The following is a 13,823-nucleotide window of genomic DNA, read 5'->3' as shown; positions in this document are numbered from 1 at the left end:
GCCCGCCGGACCATGCCCGAGTCAGGACAGCGTGCGCAGAACCGTCCCGACCAGCCGGTTCGCGGGCACGTAGCCGTAGCGGCGCGAGTCGTCGCTGCGGGCCGCGTTGTCGCCGAGCACGACGAGGGCACCGGCCGGCACGACATCGTGGTCGACCTCGGCCAGCGCCGGTACGGCCGACCGTGGAACCGGATCGCCGGGTACCGCCGCGACCCGCTTGACCAGCCACTCCGACCTGCGCCAGGGCGGCGGCGGGAGCGCCGGCACCCCGGCCGCAACCAGCCGTTCCCGCTCGGCCTCCAGCCGGTCCCGGTCGGCGTCGCGGGGATCGGCGAACACCACCACGTCGCCCGGCGTCACCGCGGCCACGGCGCACCGCCGGACCAGCACCCGCTGCCCGTCGGTGAACGTGGGCAGCATGCTCTCCCCGCGCACGGTCACCACGACGAACCGGCGCCGGACGGCCGTGGCGACGTATCCGGCGAGCACCAACGCCGCCGTGACCGCGACCGCTGTCACCATGCGAGCCCGCCCACCGGCGACGGGGTGGTCCCGTCGCCGTCGCCGGCACCGTCCCGGTAGCCCCTGGCCTGCAGACCGAACAGGGTGGCGTACCGGCCACCGGCCGCCATCAGGTCGGCGTGCCGGCCGGACTCCACGACGCTTCCAGTTTCCAGGACCACGATGCGATCGGCGTCGCGCACCGTGGACAGGCGGTGGGAAATCAGGATGCTGGTCCGCCCCTTCCGGAGGTCCCGCAGGTGGGCGTGCAGCGTGTACTCGGCCTCCGCGTCCAACCCGGAACTCGGTTCGTCCAGGATCAGCACGTCGCGGCCCGCACGCAGTAGCGCCCGGGCCACCGCGACCCGCTGCCACTGCCCACCGGAGAGCACCGTGCCGGTCTCCGGTTCGGCCGGGTCGGCGAAGAACAGCCGGGACAGGAACGTGTCGTACCCGCGCGGCAGGCGCGCGATCGGGTCGTGGCAGCCCGCCAGCCGGGCCGCGTGTTCGATCGCGGCCGGGTCGTCGATCCGCGCCACGTCGCCGACGCCGATGTTCTCCGCGGCCGTCAGGTCGTAGCTCATGAAGTCCTGGAACACGACGCCGAGCCGGTCGCGAAGCTCGCCCGGGTCCAGGTCGCGCAGGTCCACGCCGTCCCAGTGGATGCTGCCGCGCACCGGGTCGTAGAACCGGCACAGCAGCTTCACCAGCGTGCTCTTGCCCGCGCCGTTGAGCCCGACCAGGGCGACCGACGTGCCCGCCGGGATGGTGAGCGTCACCCCGCGCAGGATCCACGGCTGGTCGTCGGCGTACCGGAACCAGACGTCACGCAGTTCGAGGCCGACCCGCAGGGACGGGCATGGCAGCGGCGCGGCGCGCACCGGGAGGTCGGCCGGTTCCGCCACGACCGCGCGGTAGTGGTCGAACAGCAGCAGCGCCTGCTGCACCAGCCCGTACTGCGTCACCGTCCCGGTCAGCGCAGCCTGGGTACCGGCGACGGCCGCGATGAACAGGGTGACGTCGCCCGCCGTCAGCCGGCCCCGGCCCGCCAGCCCGATGGCCCACACCAGCCCGGCCGCCGCGATCACCGAGCCGAGGACGGCGAGCGTCATGTGCCCGGCGAACGCGCGCCGGTCCACGGCCCGCTGTTCGCGGTTGATGTGGGTCAGTTCGCGCAGCAACCGGCCGGCGAAGAAGTCCCCGAGGCGGAACAGCCGCAGCTCCTTGGCTGCCTCCAGGCTGGACAGCAAGGTGGTGTAGAAGGCCTCGCGCCGCTCGGCGTGGCTGATCCGCCAGGTCATCGCCGCCCGGCGGCGGCCCAGCGCCACCTCCACCCACAGGGTCGGAACGACGGCGGCGCACACCACCGCCACCATCACGGGCGCGACAGCCAAGAGGGCGCCGACGAACCCGGCGAACGTCAGGACACCCTGGACGATGCCGAACGCCCCGGTGACGATCTGGCCGGGGCCGGCGCGGCCGGCGTTCATGGCGAGCTGGATCCGGTCCTGGAACTGCGGTTGCTCCAGCCGAGCCAGGCCGGCCAGCCGGTTCACGGCGCCGTACAGCCGGGTCGTGACGACGACGCGGAGCGCGCGTTCCAGGGCCGCGTCGAGGTAGCGGGAGACGGCCGCCTCGGCGCCGACGGCGATCCCGAGGGCCCCGAGTCCGACCGCGAGCAGCATCAGGGACGCGTCGGGGGCGGCCGGTGCGGCCGTCAGGCGGTCGACGATCGCCCTGGTCAGCAGGGCCGCCACCCAGCCCCAGACGCCGGCCAGCACGGTGAGCAGCAGCTGGGTCAGCAGCACGCCCGGGGCGGCGGACCAGCACAGCCGCATGGCCGCGGCCAGGTGCCGCGCCGTGCCGGTGACGCCCAGCCGGACCGTGGCCCGGTCGGCACCGGGACCGTCGGTCGAACCGGCCATCAGCTCGGAAGGCGGTCGGGCAGGAGGGCGGGCAGATCCGTGACCGCCATGGTCGCCCCCGTCACCCGGCCGTCGGCGTCGAGCACGCCCATCGCGGGGAAGCCCCGGACCGCGAACGCCCGTTGCAGCGGGCCGTCGTGCGGCTCGGTGACCACCCGGGCGACCGGCTCCAGCGCGGCGAGGGCCGCCCGGTTGGCGTCGGCGTCGCCGTCGACCACCACGGCCACCACCCGCTCGCGTCCAAGCGACCGGACCAGCGTCACGAACTCCGGCAGTTGCCGCCGGCACCCGTCGCAGTCGTGCGCGAAGAATCCGACGAGCACGCCGCGCAGGTCGTCGCGGGTCAGCGGTTCACCGGCGGTGGTGGTGGCCCCAGCGAACGGCGCGGGCCACGCACCGGCGGGGAGCATGATGTCCGCGTCGCTGGCGGCCCCGGACCGGCCGGTGCGGAGGATCTCGCTGTGCACACGGAGCCTGCGGATCATCCCGAAGGTCAGCAGCAGGTTCAGACCGGTGACGATAAACAGCAGGACGACGGCGGCGACGAGCACGGCGGACAGCACCTCCAAGGGACCCGGGGGCCCGGTCCGGGTCGACGGACGAAGCGACGCGGCGGTGGACGGGCCGGTCCCGGCACCGGCGCCGGCCCGTCCACCGCGGATCAGCAGCCCGGGTCCCGCGCCTGGCAGCCCTGGTTGACCGGGGCGCCGTTCACCCACGACCACAGCTCGTAGAAGCGGTAGTTGTCTTTGCAGTAGCAGTAGCGGCCCCAGTAGTCCGCGTTCGCCTCGGCCTCGGGCAGGAACAGGCCGATCGCCTTGTCGGCGGCCCGGCGCGCAAGTGACAGCATGTGCTTCTCCTCTGATCGATGGACGGGCAGGCCGGACGCCACCGACATCGGGCTCAGCCGGATACAGCCGCCGGATGGGCCGGCGCCGGGGACGCCGATCCGCCCGTTCCGGCTCGGCTCCCGACAGCAACATGCCGACCCCCCGTGTCGGCGGCTCGGCATGCGAATGGTAACATGCGCTCGCCTTTTGATCGACAAATGTCTACGCCATACGATCGGCGAGCGTCCAACCAGGACAGGGCTCCCGCGTCCACGCCGGCATGTCGGCCGGGTCGGCGCCGCCGACGCCCAGCGAGACCTCGCCGTGCCGGGCCCGGAAGGTGAAGGGCTGCCCGTCCGGCAGTCGGCCCTCCACCCGCACCGGCGCCGCCGGGCGGATGAGGTCGGCCCGCCAGCCCGTCCTGTCGGAGGTGCGAGTCCGTCTTACAGGCCCACATCTCTGATGTGTGAACGAGCGCAGTCCGCTGCCGGATGTCGTTGCCCGGTCGCTGCGGGAGCGCATCGAGCGATGTGAGCATGCCCGCACCCCACACGGCCATCCTCAATCGAGAATCATCGAGCCACAGCTGTCAGGGCACGCCCAAATGAAAGAGCGAGGCCAGCTAGATCTGTTGGAGCCAGGCCACGAAGAACAGTCCCATGGCAACGCAGATCAGCAGTGCCACCGGCAGTACCCACGGCCGCAGCCGCTGCCCGTCGAGGGCGGCGGTGAGCCGCTGGTGCAGCGCGGCGATGGCGAGCAGCAGGGCGAGCCCGGCGGCGGAAGTGGGAATGCCCACCAGGAAGTGCACCACCCAGGCGCCAGCCAGGGTCGGCCCGCCCCACGCGTGGTCGTACGGCCCGGGGACCACCAGGCCGTAGAGCATCCCGCGCAGCACCATCAGCAACTGGACCCCGAGCGGCGGCAGCGCCGCCGCGCCGAGCAGGAGGCTGAGCAGGCCGTGACCGGCGACGGCGAGCCAACCCGCCCGGCGCCGGACCTCGGCGGGTGGCGCCCCGAGCACCCGGGTCCGTAGCGCGCGCCACCAGGAGAGCGCGGTGCCCGCCCGGCCGAACAGGACGGTCGGCAGGGCGGCCGGGGCCACCAGCGGCAGCAGGGCGCCGTAGGCGAGGCTGCGGCCGGTCAGCGCCGCGATCCGGCGCCCCCGGCTCCTCTCTTCCGTGGCGGCGGAACGCAGGTGGGATTGAACGGACACGGCTTCTCCTGCAGGGCTCGTTTCGGTGACGCCGTGACCGTACGGCCGCGTCAACGGGCAGGACGTCACCCCACGGTCCGGTCTTGCCGTACCCCTCTGGTACTACGGTTGGCCGCCGCCGGCGGTAGATTTCCCGGCGTGACCTCGGGGGATGTCCGCCGGCCCGGCTCGATCGGACCGGCAGTGGTGATCGGCGCGCTGGCCGGAGCGGCGCTGGCCGCCCGCTGGGGCTGGCCGGCGGGGTTGTCCGGGGCGGTCGCCGGCGCGGCACTCCTCGGTACCGCCGAGGCCGTGGCGCGGGCCCGGCAGCGCCCCGGCGAGATACCCGCGCTCTGGTCGCGGATCGTCATGAGCGCGGCGATCGCCGCCCCGCTCGGTTGGGCCGGCGGGTGGCTCACCGGCGCCGGTCCGCTCGTGGTGGGCCTCGTGACCGGCGTGGTGGTGGGGCTGCTCGGCGTACGACCGCACAAGGTGCTGCTCGGGCCGCTGGTCGGGGCCGCCGTCGGCTACGGCCTGTCGACCGTCGACGAGAGCGTCTGGGCGGGTCGCCCGGCTCCTGCCGCGATCGTTGCCGCCGCCACCGTGCTGGCGTACCGGATGCTGGCGGCGCTGGTCTTCCGTGATCCCCAGGTGAGCCTGCTCGCCGAGCGGGTCGCGGCCGAGGAGCTTCCGTTCGTGGTGCCGCTGGAGTCGCGCACCCGGTACGTCGGTACCGGCTACGTCCGCGAGCTGGCGCGGGTGATCGGCGGCGACTACCGCGCGGACGCGCCCGACGTCGGCATCGTCGCCTCCTTCGACGAGCTGGCCGGTCCGGGGTTCGACCCGGCCGGCGTCGACCCGAGGGTGCGCGAGTTCTACGAGCACACCACCCGTTTCACCCTCGACATCGTGCCCGAGTGGCGGCTCTGGGTACGCCCCGGCTACCTGCTCTACCGCACCTTCCTGGCCCGCCCGCTCGGACAGGCGAACGTACCGATGAACCAGCGGGAGACGCAGCGCGGCGTACGCAGCCGCATCGACACGATCAGCCCCGAGCGGGGCGGCGTGGTCGGCATCCGGGGCTGGATCCGCTCGTACGTCGACACCGACGAACCGATCTACGTCGGCATCTACACCACGTACCGGCACGACGGGCGCGGGTACGTCAGCGTCGGTTTCCCGTTGCCGCAGGCCAGCTTCACGGCCACCCTGCTGCCCCGCCCGCGCCCCGACGGCGGCCTGGTCCTCACCAGCCGCAGCGACCTGCCCCACCCGGGCCACTACCTGACCTACGTCGAGCCGGAGTCGCGGCAGCTCACCACGCTCGCTGTGCACGGCTTCGCCGAGGAACTCGACGTGTACGTCCGGGACGGCGAACTGCGCGCCGAGCACGCGTTCCGGGTCTTCGGGCTGCCGTTCCTGGTGCTGCACTACACGATCCGCCGCAAGCCGCCGGCCCAGTAGCCTCGCGCCTCACCCGGGTGGGGCGAAGGCACACTCGTCGCACGGTCCGTCGTGGCCCTCGGGCCGACGACAGCGGCGAGCCGGATTCCGGTCGACGGGCAGGTTGCAGGGCGGCCGGTACCGGATGTGCTGCTGGTGCTCCTCCGAGAACGTCGTGTAGTCGAAGCCGATGACGTCCGCGTGCCCGAGCGAGTCGCGCAGGCTGGCGGCCAGTTCGGCGCCCCGTTCGTGCCGGCGGAGGATCAGGATGGTTGTCCAGCGGCCATCCCGGGCGTGACCAGATGCGTTCATGGATGTCGTCAGCTGGCCTGTCGGCACTGACCCGGCGCCGAACATGCCGTTGATCTGCTGGTAGGCAATGCGCGCAGGTGTGGCCGGAGCATCAGGTCGACGGCATGTTCGTCAGGTGCCGCATCGCCACCAGGGTCTGGTTGATGGTGGACGGGAGGTCGGGGTCGCCGTGCTGGTTGAGCCAGCGGGTCACGGCTATCCGGAACGTGGCCACGGCGATCTCGGCCGCCAGTTGGGCGGCCAGGTCGTCGATACCGCGGTCGCGGAAGCCCTGCTTCAGGGCCTCCGCCATCAGCGAGAACTTGCGCAGCTCGCGCTCGTGCAGGGCGGGCTCGGCGTCGATCGCGGCCCGTCGGCGTAGCAGGTAGTCGAGGCTGCGGCCCTCGAAGATCTTGGCTGCGGCGGGGGCCAGGCCTTCGCTGATCAGTTCCATCGGGCCGAGCGACGGCGGGGCCTCGGCCATGAGCCGGGCCACCTGCTCGGGCACCTGCTCCTCGCCGGCGAACAGCACCTCACGCTTGTCGGCGAAGTGTCGGAAGAACGTACGGGTCGTGAGTCCGGCCCGCGCCGTGATCTGCGGCACGGTGGTCTGGGTGAAGCCCTGCTCGAGAAAGAGGTCGAGCGCGGCCTGCTCGAGTCGTTCTCGTGCTCCTGGCTGCCATCGACCCATGCGGCAGATTCTAGTGATGACATGTCGTGTCGTGCCGTGCGATAGTCATGACACGACGTGTCATGACTGACGGAGGCGAACATGACGGGTGAGATCTGGGTTCTCGGCGCGACCGGACGGGTCGGCCGGGAGGCGGTGGAGCGTCTGCGACAGGCGGGCGTCGAGGTGGTGGTGACCGGCCGCAATCCGAAGAGACTGGCCCAGGTGAGTCCGGACGCCCGGGCGGTGACCGGCTCGCTCGACGAGGTCTGCGCGCGGCTGGCCACCGAGGCACCGAGCGTCGTGGTCAACACGGTGGGCCCGTTCGCGGTCACGGCACCGCAGGTCGCGCGGGCCTGCCCGCCAGGCACCCACTACGTCGACGTCGGCAACGAACTGAGCGCGTTCGAGTTGCTCCACGGCATGGACCGGGAGGCGGCGGCGACCGGTCGCACCCTGGTCTGCGGGGCGGGCTTCGGCGTGCTCGCGACCGAGAGCATTCTGCTGCATCTGCTGGCGGCCGAGGAAAAGCCTGCGCGGGTACGCGTCGACGCCGTCGCGTCAGTCGCGGTCGAACCCGGTGCCCTCGGCGAAGCCCTGGCCGCCACCATCGTGCAGGCGTTGTCGGACGGCGGCCGTGAGGTGCGGCAGGGCCGGATGGTACGTGCCTGGGCCGGCGGTGCCGCCGAGCGATTGACCACCCCCGACGGCGACGTGGTTACCACCGCTTCCCTGGGCGGCGGCGAGCTCTTCGCGGCCTGGCAGGCCAGCGGCGCCCCGTCGGTGATCGGCGCCTCGGCTCTCGCCCCGGCCAACCCGGCCGTCCGAGCGGCTCTGCCGGCGATCGGTGGCGTGCTGCGGCTGCCCGGCCTGGCCGGCTTCGCCACTCGGCGGCTCGCCCGCATCACCACGACCACGGCCAAGGAGCGCCCTCGCCGATCGTCCTGGGCCCGCGCCCGGATCGAATGGCCGTCCGGTCGTGTGCGTGAGGGCTGGTTGCGCACCGGCGACGGTATGACGTTCACCGTCGGCGCTGTCACCGAGGTGGCCCAGCGACTGGCCAAGGGCGAGGGCCGCCCTGGCGCTTTCACCCCCGCCAGGCTCTTCGGCCCCGAAGTGGCGCTGGCCGCCGGCGCCGAGTTCGTGCTCACGAACTGACGAGCGGTCCGTAGCGTGTCGCGAAGCCTGCGTCGTCGACACCCCCTCGACAACGGGTGGCGCGGTGCAGGGCGGCGACACCGCCGCTGAGGTTGCGCCAACCGACCTGGTGCCAGCCCGATGAAGCGATCCGCTTCGCCAGCGCCGGCTGATTCGGCCAGGCGCGGATGGATTCGATCAGGTAGTCGTAGGCGTCGGGGTTGCTGGACACCCGTCGGGTCACCATGGGTATGGCCCGAAGCAGGTGGGCGAGGTAGAACGTGCGGAATGCGGGGTTCGTCGGATGGCTGCACTCGCAGACCACAAGCCGCCCGCCTGGCCTGACCACCCGGGCGAGCTCGCGCAACGCGGCATCGAGATCGACCACGTTGCGCAGGGCGAAAGAGATGGTCACCGCATCGAAGGCACCATCCGGGAACGGCAGGCACAGCGCGTCGCCTGCCACCAGCGGCACGGCGGGCCGGACGCGGCGGCCGACCTCCAGCATGCCGGTGGAAAGATCTACTCCCACGGCGAACGCCCCGGAACGGGCCAGCTCCTCGGTGGAGACGCCCGTGCCGGCGCCGACGTCGAGCACCCGTTCGCCTGGGTGCAGGCTCAATGCCGCTCTGGTCGCCCGCCGCCACCTGGTGTCCTGGCCGAACGAGATGATCCTGTTGGCCAAGTCGTACCGCTCGGCGACGCCGTCGAACATCGCGGCGACCGCTGCGGGCTGTTTGGCCATATCCGCCCGGGTCATGCTGTCATCGCCGAGGACGGCGTGGCCGTCACGAGCAGGTATTCGAGCTCCAGCCGGAAGCGACCGTCGTCGGCTACGCCACGGTCGCCCACGAACGAGCGCAGGTCCGCGCGTAATGCGTCCCACCGGCCCTGTGCGACGAGTCGATCCCGTTCGGCGACGACGTGTCCGGCGCTGTCGACGAGCAGGCTGGTCGCCGCGTCGGCGCTGGTGAAGCTCAGATCCAACTGGTGAACGTCCGCCGACGTGATCCGGAGGTCGGCGGCTGCCAGGAGCCGTCCGACCGGCTCGCGGGCACCCCAGTGGCTCGGCGGGAGGCCTGCGGCCGGAGGCGGCGGTAGATAGCCGCCGAGGACCTGCCCCATGGCCGGCAGCAGACTGCCCGGTGTCCAGGCAGCCAGCAGGACCCGGCCGGAGGGGGCACACACCCGGCTCAGCTCTCGGGCCGCCGCATCGTGGTCGTTCGCGTACATGACGCCGAACACGGAGAGGACCACCTCGGCCGAGTTGTCGGCGAGAGGCAACCGGCACACGTCGCCGAGTCGCCAATCGACCGCCAGGCCGTCAGCTGCGGCACGCCGCCGGGCCAACTCCAACAGCGCGGGCTCGAAGTCCACCCCGACGGCACGGACTCCACACCGAGCAGCCAGGAGCGCCGCGTTGCCCGTACCGGTGGCCACATCGACCACCCGCTCATCGGGCCGTATCGCGGCGGCTGCCACCACCGCTTCGGCGACCGGCATCAGCCGCCGCGCCATGGCCGGATAATCGCCGGCACCCCAGGTGGTCACGGATGCACTCATCACGCCTCCCTCATCGCGGAAGGCGCCCTTGGCTCCGATGGTCCCGGGGTGAGCGTGGCGGACCTGGTCCGTCGCAGCGCCTCTCACTCCGGCATCGCCGACCGTAGATGGCGAAACGGGTCCTGGCAATGCGGTGACTGAGAAGCCTCTCAGCAAGGGCCGACCCGCCGACCGGGTGTTAGGTCGACCACCCGGCAGATGTCTGCACGTCTGGTTAGCGTAAGTGGCGTGACCTCCCAGAACCGGCGACCGGGCTACCTGCGACTGGCGCAGGAGTTGCGCGAGCGGATCATGAGCGGGGAACTGCCCCGGGGATCGGCGATGCCCAGCGAAACGGAGCTGTCCGAGTCCTCGCAGATGTCCCGGACCAGCGTGCGGAACGCCATCCGCCAGTTGCGCGAATGGGGTCTGGTCCGGGCCGAGCAGGGACGGGGCACCTATGTGCGGGCGCCCCGACAGCGGATCCGCCGACGCAACACGCAGCGGTACCAGTGGGAGAAGGACCGGGTACTGCTCGACGACGCCGAGCGGCGGCGGACCGGCGGCACCGAGCACGACACCGGCTGGGCGGCTCATGACCTGCGGTTCCACGCCGAGTACTCGCAGGTCGAGGCGGACCAGGAGATGGCGGCGGCGTTCGGGTTGCCGGTCGGTGCGCCGCTGCTGCGCCGGGTGTACTGGACCAGTTCCCGGCACGAGACGGCGCCGTTGTCGGCGTCGTACTCGTACCTGCCGTACGACCTGGTGAAGGCGAACAAGCAGCTCCTGTCGGCGGACCAGGAGCCCTGGCCCGGCGGCACCCAGCACCAGCTCTCCACCGTCGGTGTCGAACTGGACCGGATCGAGGAGGTCGTCCGCGCCCGCCCGCCACTGCCGGACGAGGCGGAACTCCTCGACATCGAACCCGGCGTCGCGGTCCTGGACGTACGCAAGACGTCGTACGACATCACCGACCGGGTCGTCGAGGTCGCCGACGTCGTCTTCCCGGGCGACCGGACCGAACTGTGCTTCACGACGACGCTGCAGCGGTGGCACGCCTGACCTGCCCCCGTTGACGTCGTACGCCCGACGCCCGCCGGCGCGCCGGTAGTCCGGACGGTGGAGACTGGGTTACGTGGCTTCCGCGATGCGGTGGACCTTCGTCCTTGATCCTGCCGGCGGGTGGAGTGCGCGACGTCGTCCGGCGACGGACGCCAACCTGGTCGTGGCAGCGGAACTGTTCGCGGACGAAGTCGGCACCCTGGAGCGGCTTGGCCGGTTCACCGAGGCCTGGGTGGCCGGGGCGGCGACGGATCCGAACTTCAGCGCCGGATGCGAGGCCGTCGTCTTCACCCTCGTCGACTCTGTTGTCGTACGGACCGAGGCACGTTACGGCCACTTCGAGGCGGCGGAACTCAGCCTGACCGACTTCCGGGCCATGCTGGACGGCTTGCACCGGGCAGTGCGCGGTAACGCCGAGGGTTGACCGGCGACCCGACGGATGCGGTGCGGTGGCGCTACTCGAATCGTCCCGACCCGCCGGTGTGATGGCATCGGCGCTGTCGGCAACCGGCCCGGACATCGAGGTTGTCGCGTCCTGCCATCCTGGCGGGATGTTGCGTACCCGCCTTGCCCTGGCCGCGGGCGCCCTGCTGGTCGTGGGCGCCTGTGTGCTGCCCTGCGGGCCGCTCGCCGACGAGATGGGTGCCTCGTTCCCGTACCAGGATCCGACCCCGGAGATGCTGCTCCGACAGGCGGCGGAGATCGCGGAGGCGCGTCGCGTCCTGGTGACCCGGCTGTGGATCGCCGCCGGCGTTGCCGTGGTCGGGCTGGCCCTGCTCCTGTACGGCATCTGGCGCTGGCGTCGTCGACCGCGTCCCTACTGACGCCGGTGGGCGCGGCCGGACCACCCGGGCGGCCGGACCACCCGGGCGACCGGAGCATCAGGGTGCGGACGGGGACTACCTTCCGCTCCTGGCCGTCCTCTATCCCGACTTCTCCGACCGCAACCTCGCCTCGCTCGTCGCCGGCTGGCAAAGTCACTGGCCTCCGCGACCCGCTGGCGAAAGAATCCCGGCGTGACACTGCACCGCAACGAACTCCCGGTCGACGAGTCGCTGGTCCGGACCCTGCTGAAGGCACAGCGCCCGGAGTGGGCCGAGCTGCCGTTGTCGGTCGCCGGCTCGGGCACCGACAACACCATGTTCCGGCTCGGCGACGACCTGCTCGTACGCCTGCCGCGCACCCCCGACAAGGAGCCGTCGATCCGCAAGGAGCAGAAGTGGCTGCCCCGGCTGGCGCCGCGGCTCACCCTCGCCGTCCCCGAACCGGTCTTCGCCGGTGCACCCAGCCCGGATTTTCCGCTCGCCTGGTCGGTCTACCGGTGGATCGACGGCGCCGAGCCCGGTCCGGACACCGTCGAGGACTGGCCCGCCTTCGGCACCGACCTGGCGGCGTTCGTCCGTCAGCTGCACGGCCTGGACCTGACGGGTGCGACCCGGGCCGACGACCTCGGCGGTTACCGCGGCGGCAGCCTGCGGTCATTTGACGAGTGGGTCGGCGGATACTTCGCGGACTGTCGGGCCATCGGCCCCAGCCTCGACCTGGAGACCGTGGAGCGGTTGTGGCGGGACGCGCTCGACCTGCCCGAACCGTCCGGATCCCACGTGTGGCTGCACAGCGACCTCCGGCCCACCAACCTGCTGGTGCGGGACGGCCGGCTGTGCGCGGTCATCGACTTCGGGGCACTCGCGGTCGGCTTCCCCGACGCCGAGCACGCCCCGGTCTGGGACCTGCCGACACCGGCCCGACAGGCGTACTGGGACAGCCTCGACCTCGACGACCTGACCTGGACCCGGGCCCGCGCCTGGGCGATCGGGGTCGGCGTCGCCGGCCTCGCGTACTACTGGTCGACCTATCCGGCCTTCGTCGCCGAATGCCAGGCACGGCTCCGGGCGATCCTCGACGACGCCGCCACCCGGTGAGCCGGTCGACCGACCACCGTCACCAGCCGAACGAGCGGAGCACCTCGGCCACCACGTCCTCGGCGGGTGGGCGGGCGTCGAGGGGGCCGCCCGGTTACCGGAAGCGAAGACAGCGGCCCTTCCTCACCGGGGGACGGGGGAGGTGGGCGGGGGCGGAGTAGGCGTCGGGGTGGGGTTTGCCGCGGGCGGGCAGGGCACCTCGAGCTGGGAGAAGTCGCCGCGTTCCTCGTCGATGACCTGGCGGAAGCAGACCGCCAGTTCGGTGCGGGTCAGGCCGGCCATCCCGGGCCGGGACATCTCGACGTGCACCCGGAAGAGCAGCCGAACCCCGGGGGAGCGGCGGCGGTCGGTTCCGTCGACACGTACCACGTCGACCCGCTCGTTGCGGGCGGCGTCCTGGCCGAGTGCGGCGGCGTCGACGGCGTTGCCGTGTACGAGTGCGTGACCGATCCGGGCGGCGCGACGTACCGCTTCCTCGTGGGCCCGTTCCTCGATGGTCGGCTCGGTGAGGATGGTGAGCACGGTGTGTCCGGCCGCGCCGACGAGTAGCAGCAGAATGGCGAACACGACCAATGGCGGCACCCGGGGGAGCCGTCGTCTGTGACCCGCCTGTCGTATCGCACCCACACCGCGAATTGTGCTCCATTTCCGGGCGGCAGGTGCCCAGGTCAGGACGATGGCGCCGGCTTGGGTGAGCGGTGTCGGGGCTCCCAGGTGGCCCGGTGGGCGCCGCCGGGGCAAACTTTCTTCCGGGGCTGCCGGAGCACCGGCGGGGCCGTTCCGGACGACGCTCACAGTGGTGAATCCCTTGATGTAAAAAGGCTTTCCCTCGTACGACGACTCTTTGCCGATTCCGCGCCCGGTCTTTTCTGGTCGGGTCTACTGTGGAAGTCACCCCGTCTTTTTGCGCGAAACGGTGGCGCATGGTCGTTTCGCCGTGCACAGTGATGCCATGAGCGACAGCGGGAGTGGTACGCAGTACTTCTGGTGCATCCGTCACCACCGGGTCGAGACCGGTGCGGACGTCTGCGCGGCGAGGTACGTGCTCGGGCCGTACCACTCGGCCGCCGACGCGGAGCAGGCGCTTGAGCGGGTGCGCGAGCGCAACGAAGCGTGGGAGGCCGAGGATGCCCGCTGGGCCGGGGAGGAGCGCTAGACCGGCGCGGCGAGAGCCCGCGTCGAGGAACTCCGTGGTGCTCCGTGAGGAGACCCCCGAGAGCATGTCCCGCAAGGAGGAAACACAGATGGCCGAAGCAACCAGGGCCACCCGCCCGGTAGCCAGAAGCGCTGCCGGGAAGAAGACGA

At 72.0% G+C, this 13,823-nt stretch carries 16 protein-coding genes and 1 pseudogene; 7 read left to right on the top strand and 10 right to left on the bottom strand.

The features are described 5' to 3' along the window. Window positions 1–21 precede the first annotated feature (21 nt). From ABGB05_RS21815 to ABGB05_RS21795, 5 genes are all read right to left on the bottom strand, one after another. Complete coding sequence (locus ABGB05_RS21815; RefSeq protein ID WP_347655311.1) at window positions 22–522, bottom strand: S26 family signal peptidase; 501 nt, start codon at window positions 520–522, stop codon at window positions 22–24. After that, window positions 516–2,426, bottom strand: coding sequence for an ABC transporter ATP-binding protein (locus ABGB05_RS21810; protein ID WP_347655310.1), 1,911 nt, complete (start codon window positions 2,424–2,426; stop codon window positions 516–518). The genes ABGB05_RS21815 and ABGB05_RS21810 overlap by 7 nt, the downstream gene beginning before the upstream one ends. Beyond that, window positions 2,426–2,977: a thioredoxin-like domain-containing protein gene (locus ABGB05_RS21805; protein WP_347655309.1), complete on the bottom strand. Its 552-nt coding sequence runs from the start codon at window positions 2,975–2,977 to the stop codon at window positions 2,426–2,428. Before ABGB05_RS21805 ends, ABGB05_RS21810 begins: the two co-directional genes overlap by 1 nt. 110 nt (window positions 2,978–3,087) lie before the next feature. Next, the gene (locus ABGB05_RS21800) at window positions 3,088–3,276 is read right to left on the bottom strand and encodes a hypothetical protein (RefSeq protein ID WP_347655308.1); all 189 of its coding nucleotides are present in this window, start codon (window positions 3,274–3,276) and stop codon (window positions 3,088–3,090) included. Between the two features lie 602 nt (window positions 3,277–3,878). After that, window positions 3,879–4,472, bottom strand: coding sequence for a hypothetical protein (locus ABGB05_RS21795; protein ID WP_347655307.1), 594 nt, complete (start codon window positions 4,470–4,472; stop codon window positions 3,879–3,881). Between the two features lie 138 nt (window positions 4,473–4,610). Here ABGB05_RS21795 and ABGB05_RS21790 point away from each other — a divergent pair, with 138 nt between their 5' ends. Beyond that, window positions 4,611–5,915, top strand: a complete 1,305-nt coding sequence (locus ABGB05_RS21790) for a hypothetical protein (RefSeq protein ID WP_347655306.1) — start codon at window positions 4,611–4,613, stop codon at window positions 5,913–5,915. A gap of 9 nt (window positions 5,916–5,924) precedes the next feature. Here the strand turns inward: ABGB05_RS21790 and ABGB05_RS21785 are convergent, their stop codons facing one another. After that, complete coding sequence (locus ABGB05_RS21785) at window positions 5,925–6,206, bottom strand: hypothetical protein (protein WP_347655305.1); 282 nt, start codon at window positions 6,204–6,206, stop codon at window positions 5,925–5,927. A gap of 91 nt (window positions 6,207–6,297) precedes the next feature. Continuing rightward, window positions 6,298–6,876 (bottom strand): TetR/AcrR family transcriptional regulator, encoded by a 579-nt coding sequence (locus ABGB05_RS21780; RefSeq protein WP_347655304.1) that lies wholly within the window; start codon window positions 6,874–6,876, stop codon window positions 6,298–6,300. 81 nt (window positions 6,877–6,957) lie between these two features. Between ABGB05_RS21780 and ABGB05_RS21775 the strand changes: the two genes are divergently transcribed. After that, entirely contained in the window at window positions 6,958–8,013 is a 1,056-nt protein-coding gene (locus ABGB05_RS21775) for a saccharopine dehydrogenase NADP-binding domain-containing protein (RefSeq protein ID WP_347655303.1), read from the top strand. Window positions 8,014–8,065: 52 nt separating this feature from the next. On the opposite strand, the pseudogene ABGB05_RS21770 reads toward ABGB05_RS21775, so the two are convergent. After that, window positions 8,066–8,752, bottom strand: a pseudogene (locus ABGB05_RS21770) (demethylmenaquinone methyltransferase); the annotation flags it as partial. Beyond that, a complete protein-coding gene (locus ABGB05_RS21765; RefSeq protein ID WP_347655302.1) occupies window positions 8,749–9,555 on the bottom strand; it encodes a class I SAM-dependent methyltransferase in 807 nt (268 codons plus the stop codon). The pseudogene ABGB05_RS21770 and the gene ABGB05_RS21765, both read right to left, overlap by 4 nt. A gap of 228 nt (window positions 9,556–9,783) precedes the next feature. On the opposite strand from ABGB05_RS21765, the gene ABGB05_RS21760 reads away from it, so the two are divergent. The 4 genes from ABGB05_RS21760 (at window position 9,784) to ABGB05_RS21745 (ending at window position 12,518) form a co-directional block, all read left to right on the top strand. After that, on the top strand, window positions 9,784–10,596 hold the full coding sequence (locus ABGB05_RS21760; protein ID WP_347655301.1) for a GntR family transcriptional regulator: 813 nt from the start codon (window positions 9,784–9,786) through the stop codon (window positions 10,594–10,596). A 73-nt stretch (window positions 10,597–10,669) separates the two neighbouring features. Continuing rightward, entirely contained in the window at window positions 10,670–11,020 is a 351-nt protein-coding gene (locus tag ABGB05_RS21755) for a hypothetical protein (RefSeq protein WP_347655300.1), read from the top strand. Window positions 11,021–11,147: 127 nt separating this feature from the next. After that, window positions 11,148–11,420 carry a hypothetical protein gene (locus ABGB05_RS21750; protein ID WP_347655299.1) on the top strand — a complete coding sequence of 91 codons (273 nt, stop codon included), beginning with the start codon at window positions 11,148–11,150 and terminating at the stop codon, window positions 11,418–11,420. Between the two features lie 192 nt (window positions 11,421–11,612). Beyond that, the gene (locus ABGB05_RS21745; protein ID WP_347655298.1) at window positions 11,613–12,518 is read left to right on the top strand and encodes an aminoglycoside phosphotransferase family protein; all 906 of its coding nucleotides are present in this window, start codon (window positions 11,613–11,615) and stop codon (window positions 12,516–12,518) included. 123 nt (window positions 12,519–12,641) lie between these two features. On the opposite strand, the gene ABGB05_RS21740 is transcribed toward ABGB05_RS21745, so the two are convergent. Beyond that, window positions 12,642–13,085 carry a hypothetical protein gene (locus ABGB05_RS21740; protein WP_347655297.1) on the bottom strand — a complete coding sequence of 148 codons (444 nt, stop codon included), beginning with the start codon at window positions 13,083–13,085 and terminating at the stop codon, window positions 12,642–12,644. 385 nt (window positions 13,086–13,470) lie between these two features. Here ABGB05_RS21740 and ABGB05_RS21735 point away from each other — a divergent pair, with 385 nt between their 5' ends. Continuing rightward, complete coding sequence (locus tag ABGB05_RS21735; protein ID WP_347655296.1) at window positions 13,471–13,674, top strand: hypothetical protein; 204 nt, start codon at window positions 13,471–13,473, stop codon at window positions 13,672–13,674. Window positions 13,675–13,823: the final 149 nt, after the last annotated feature.

The organism is Plantactinospora sp. B5E13, assembly GCF_039871775.1.
GTDB lineage: Bacteria > Actinomycetota > Actinomycetes > Mycobacteriales > Micromonosporaceae > Plantactinospora.
This window is presented reverse-complemented; position numbering and strand designations above follow the sequence as displayed.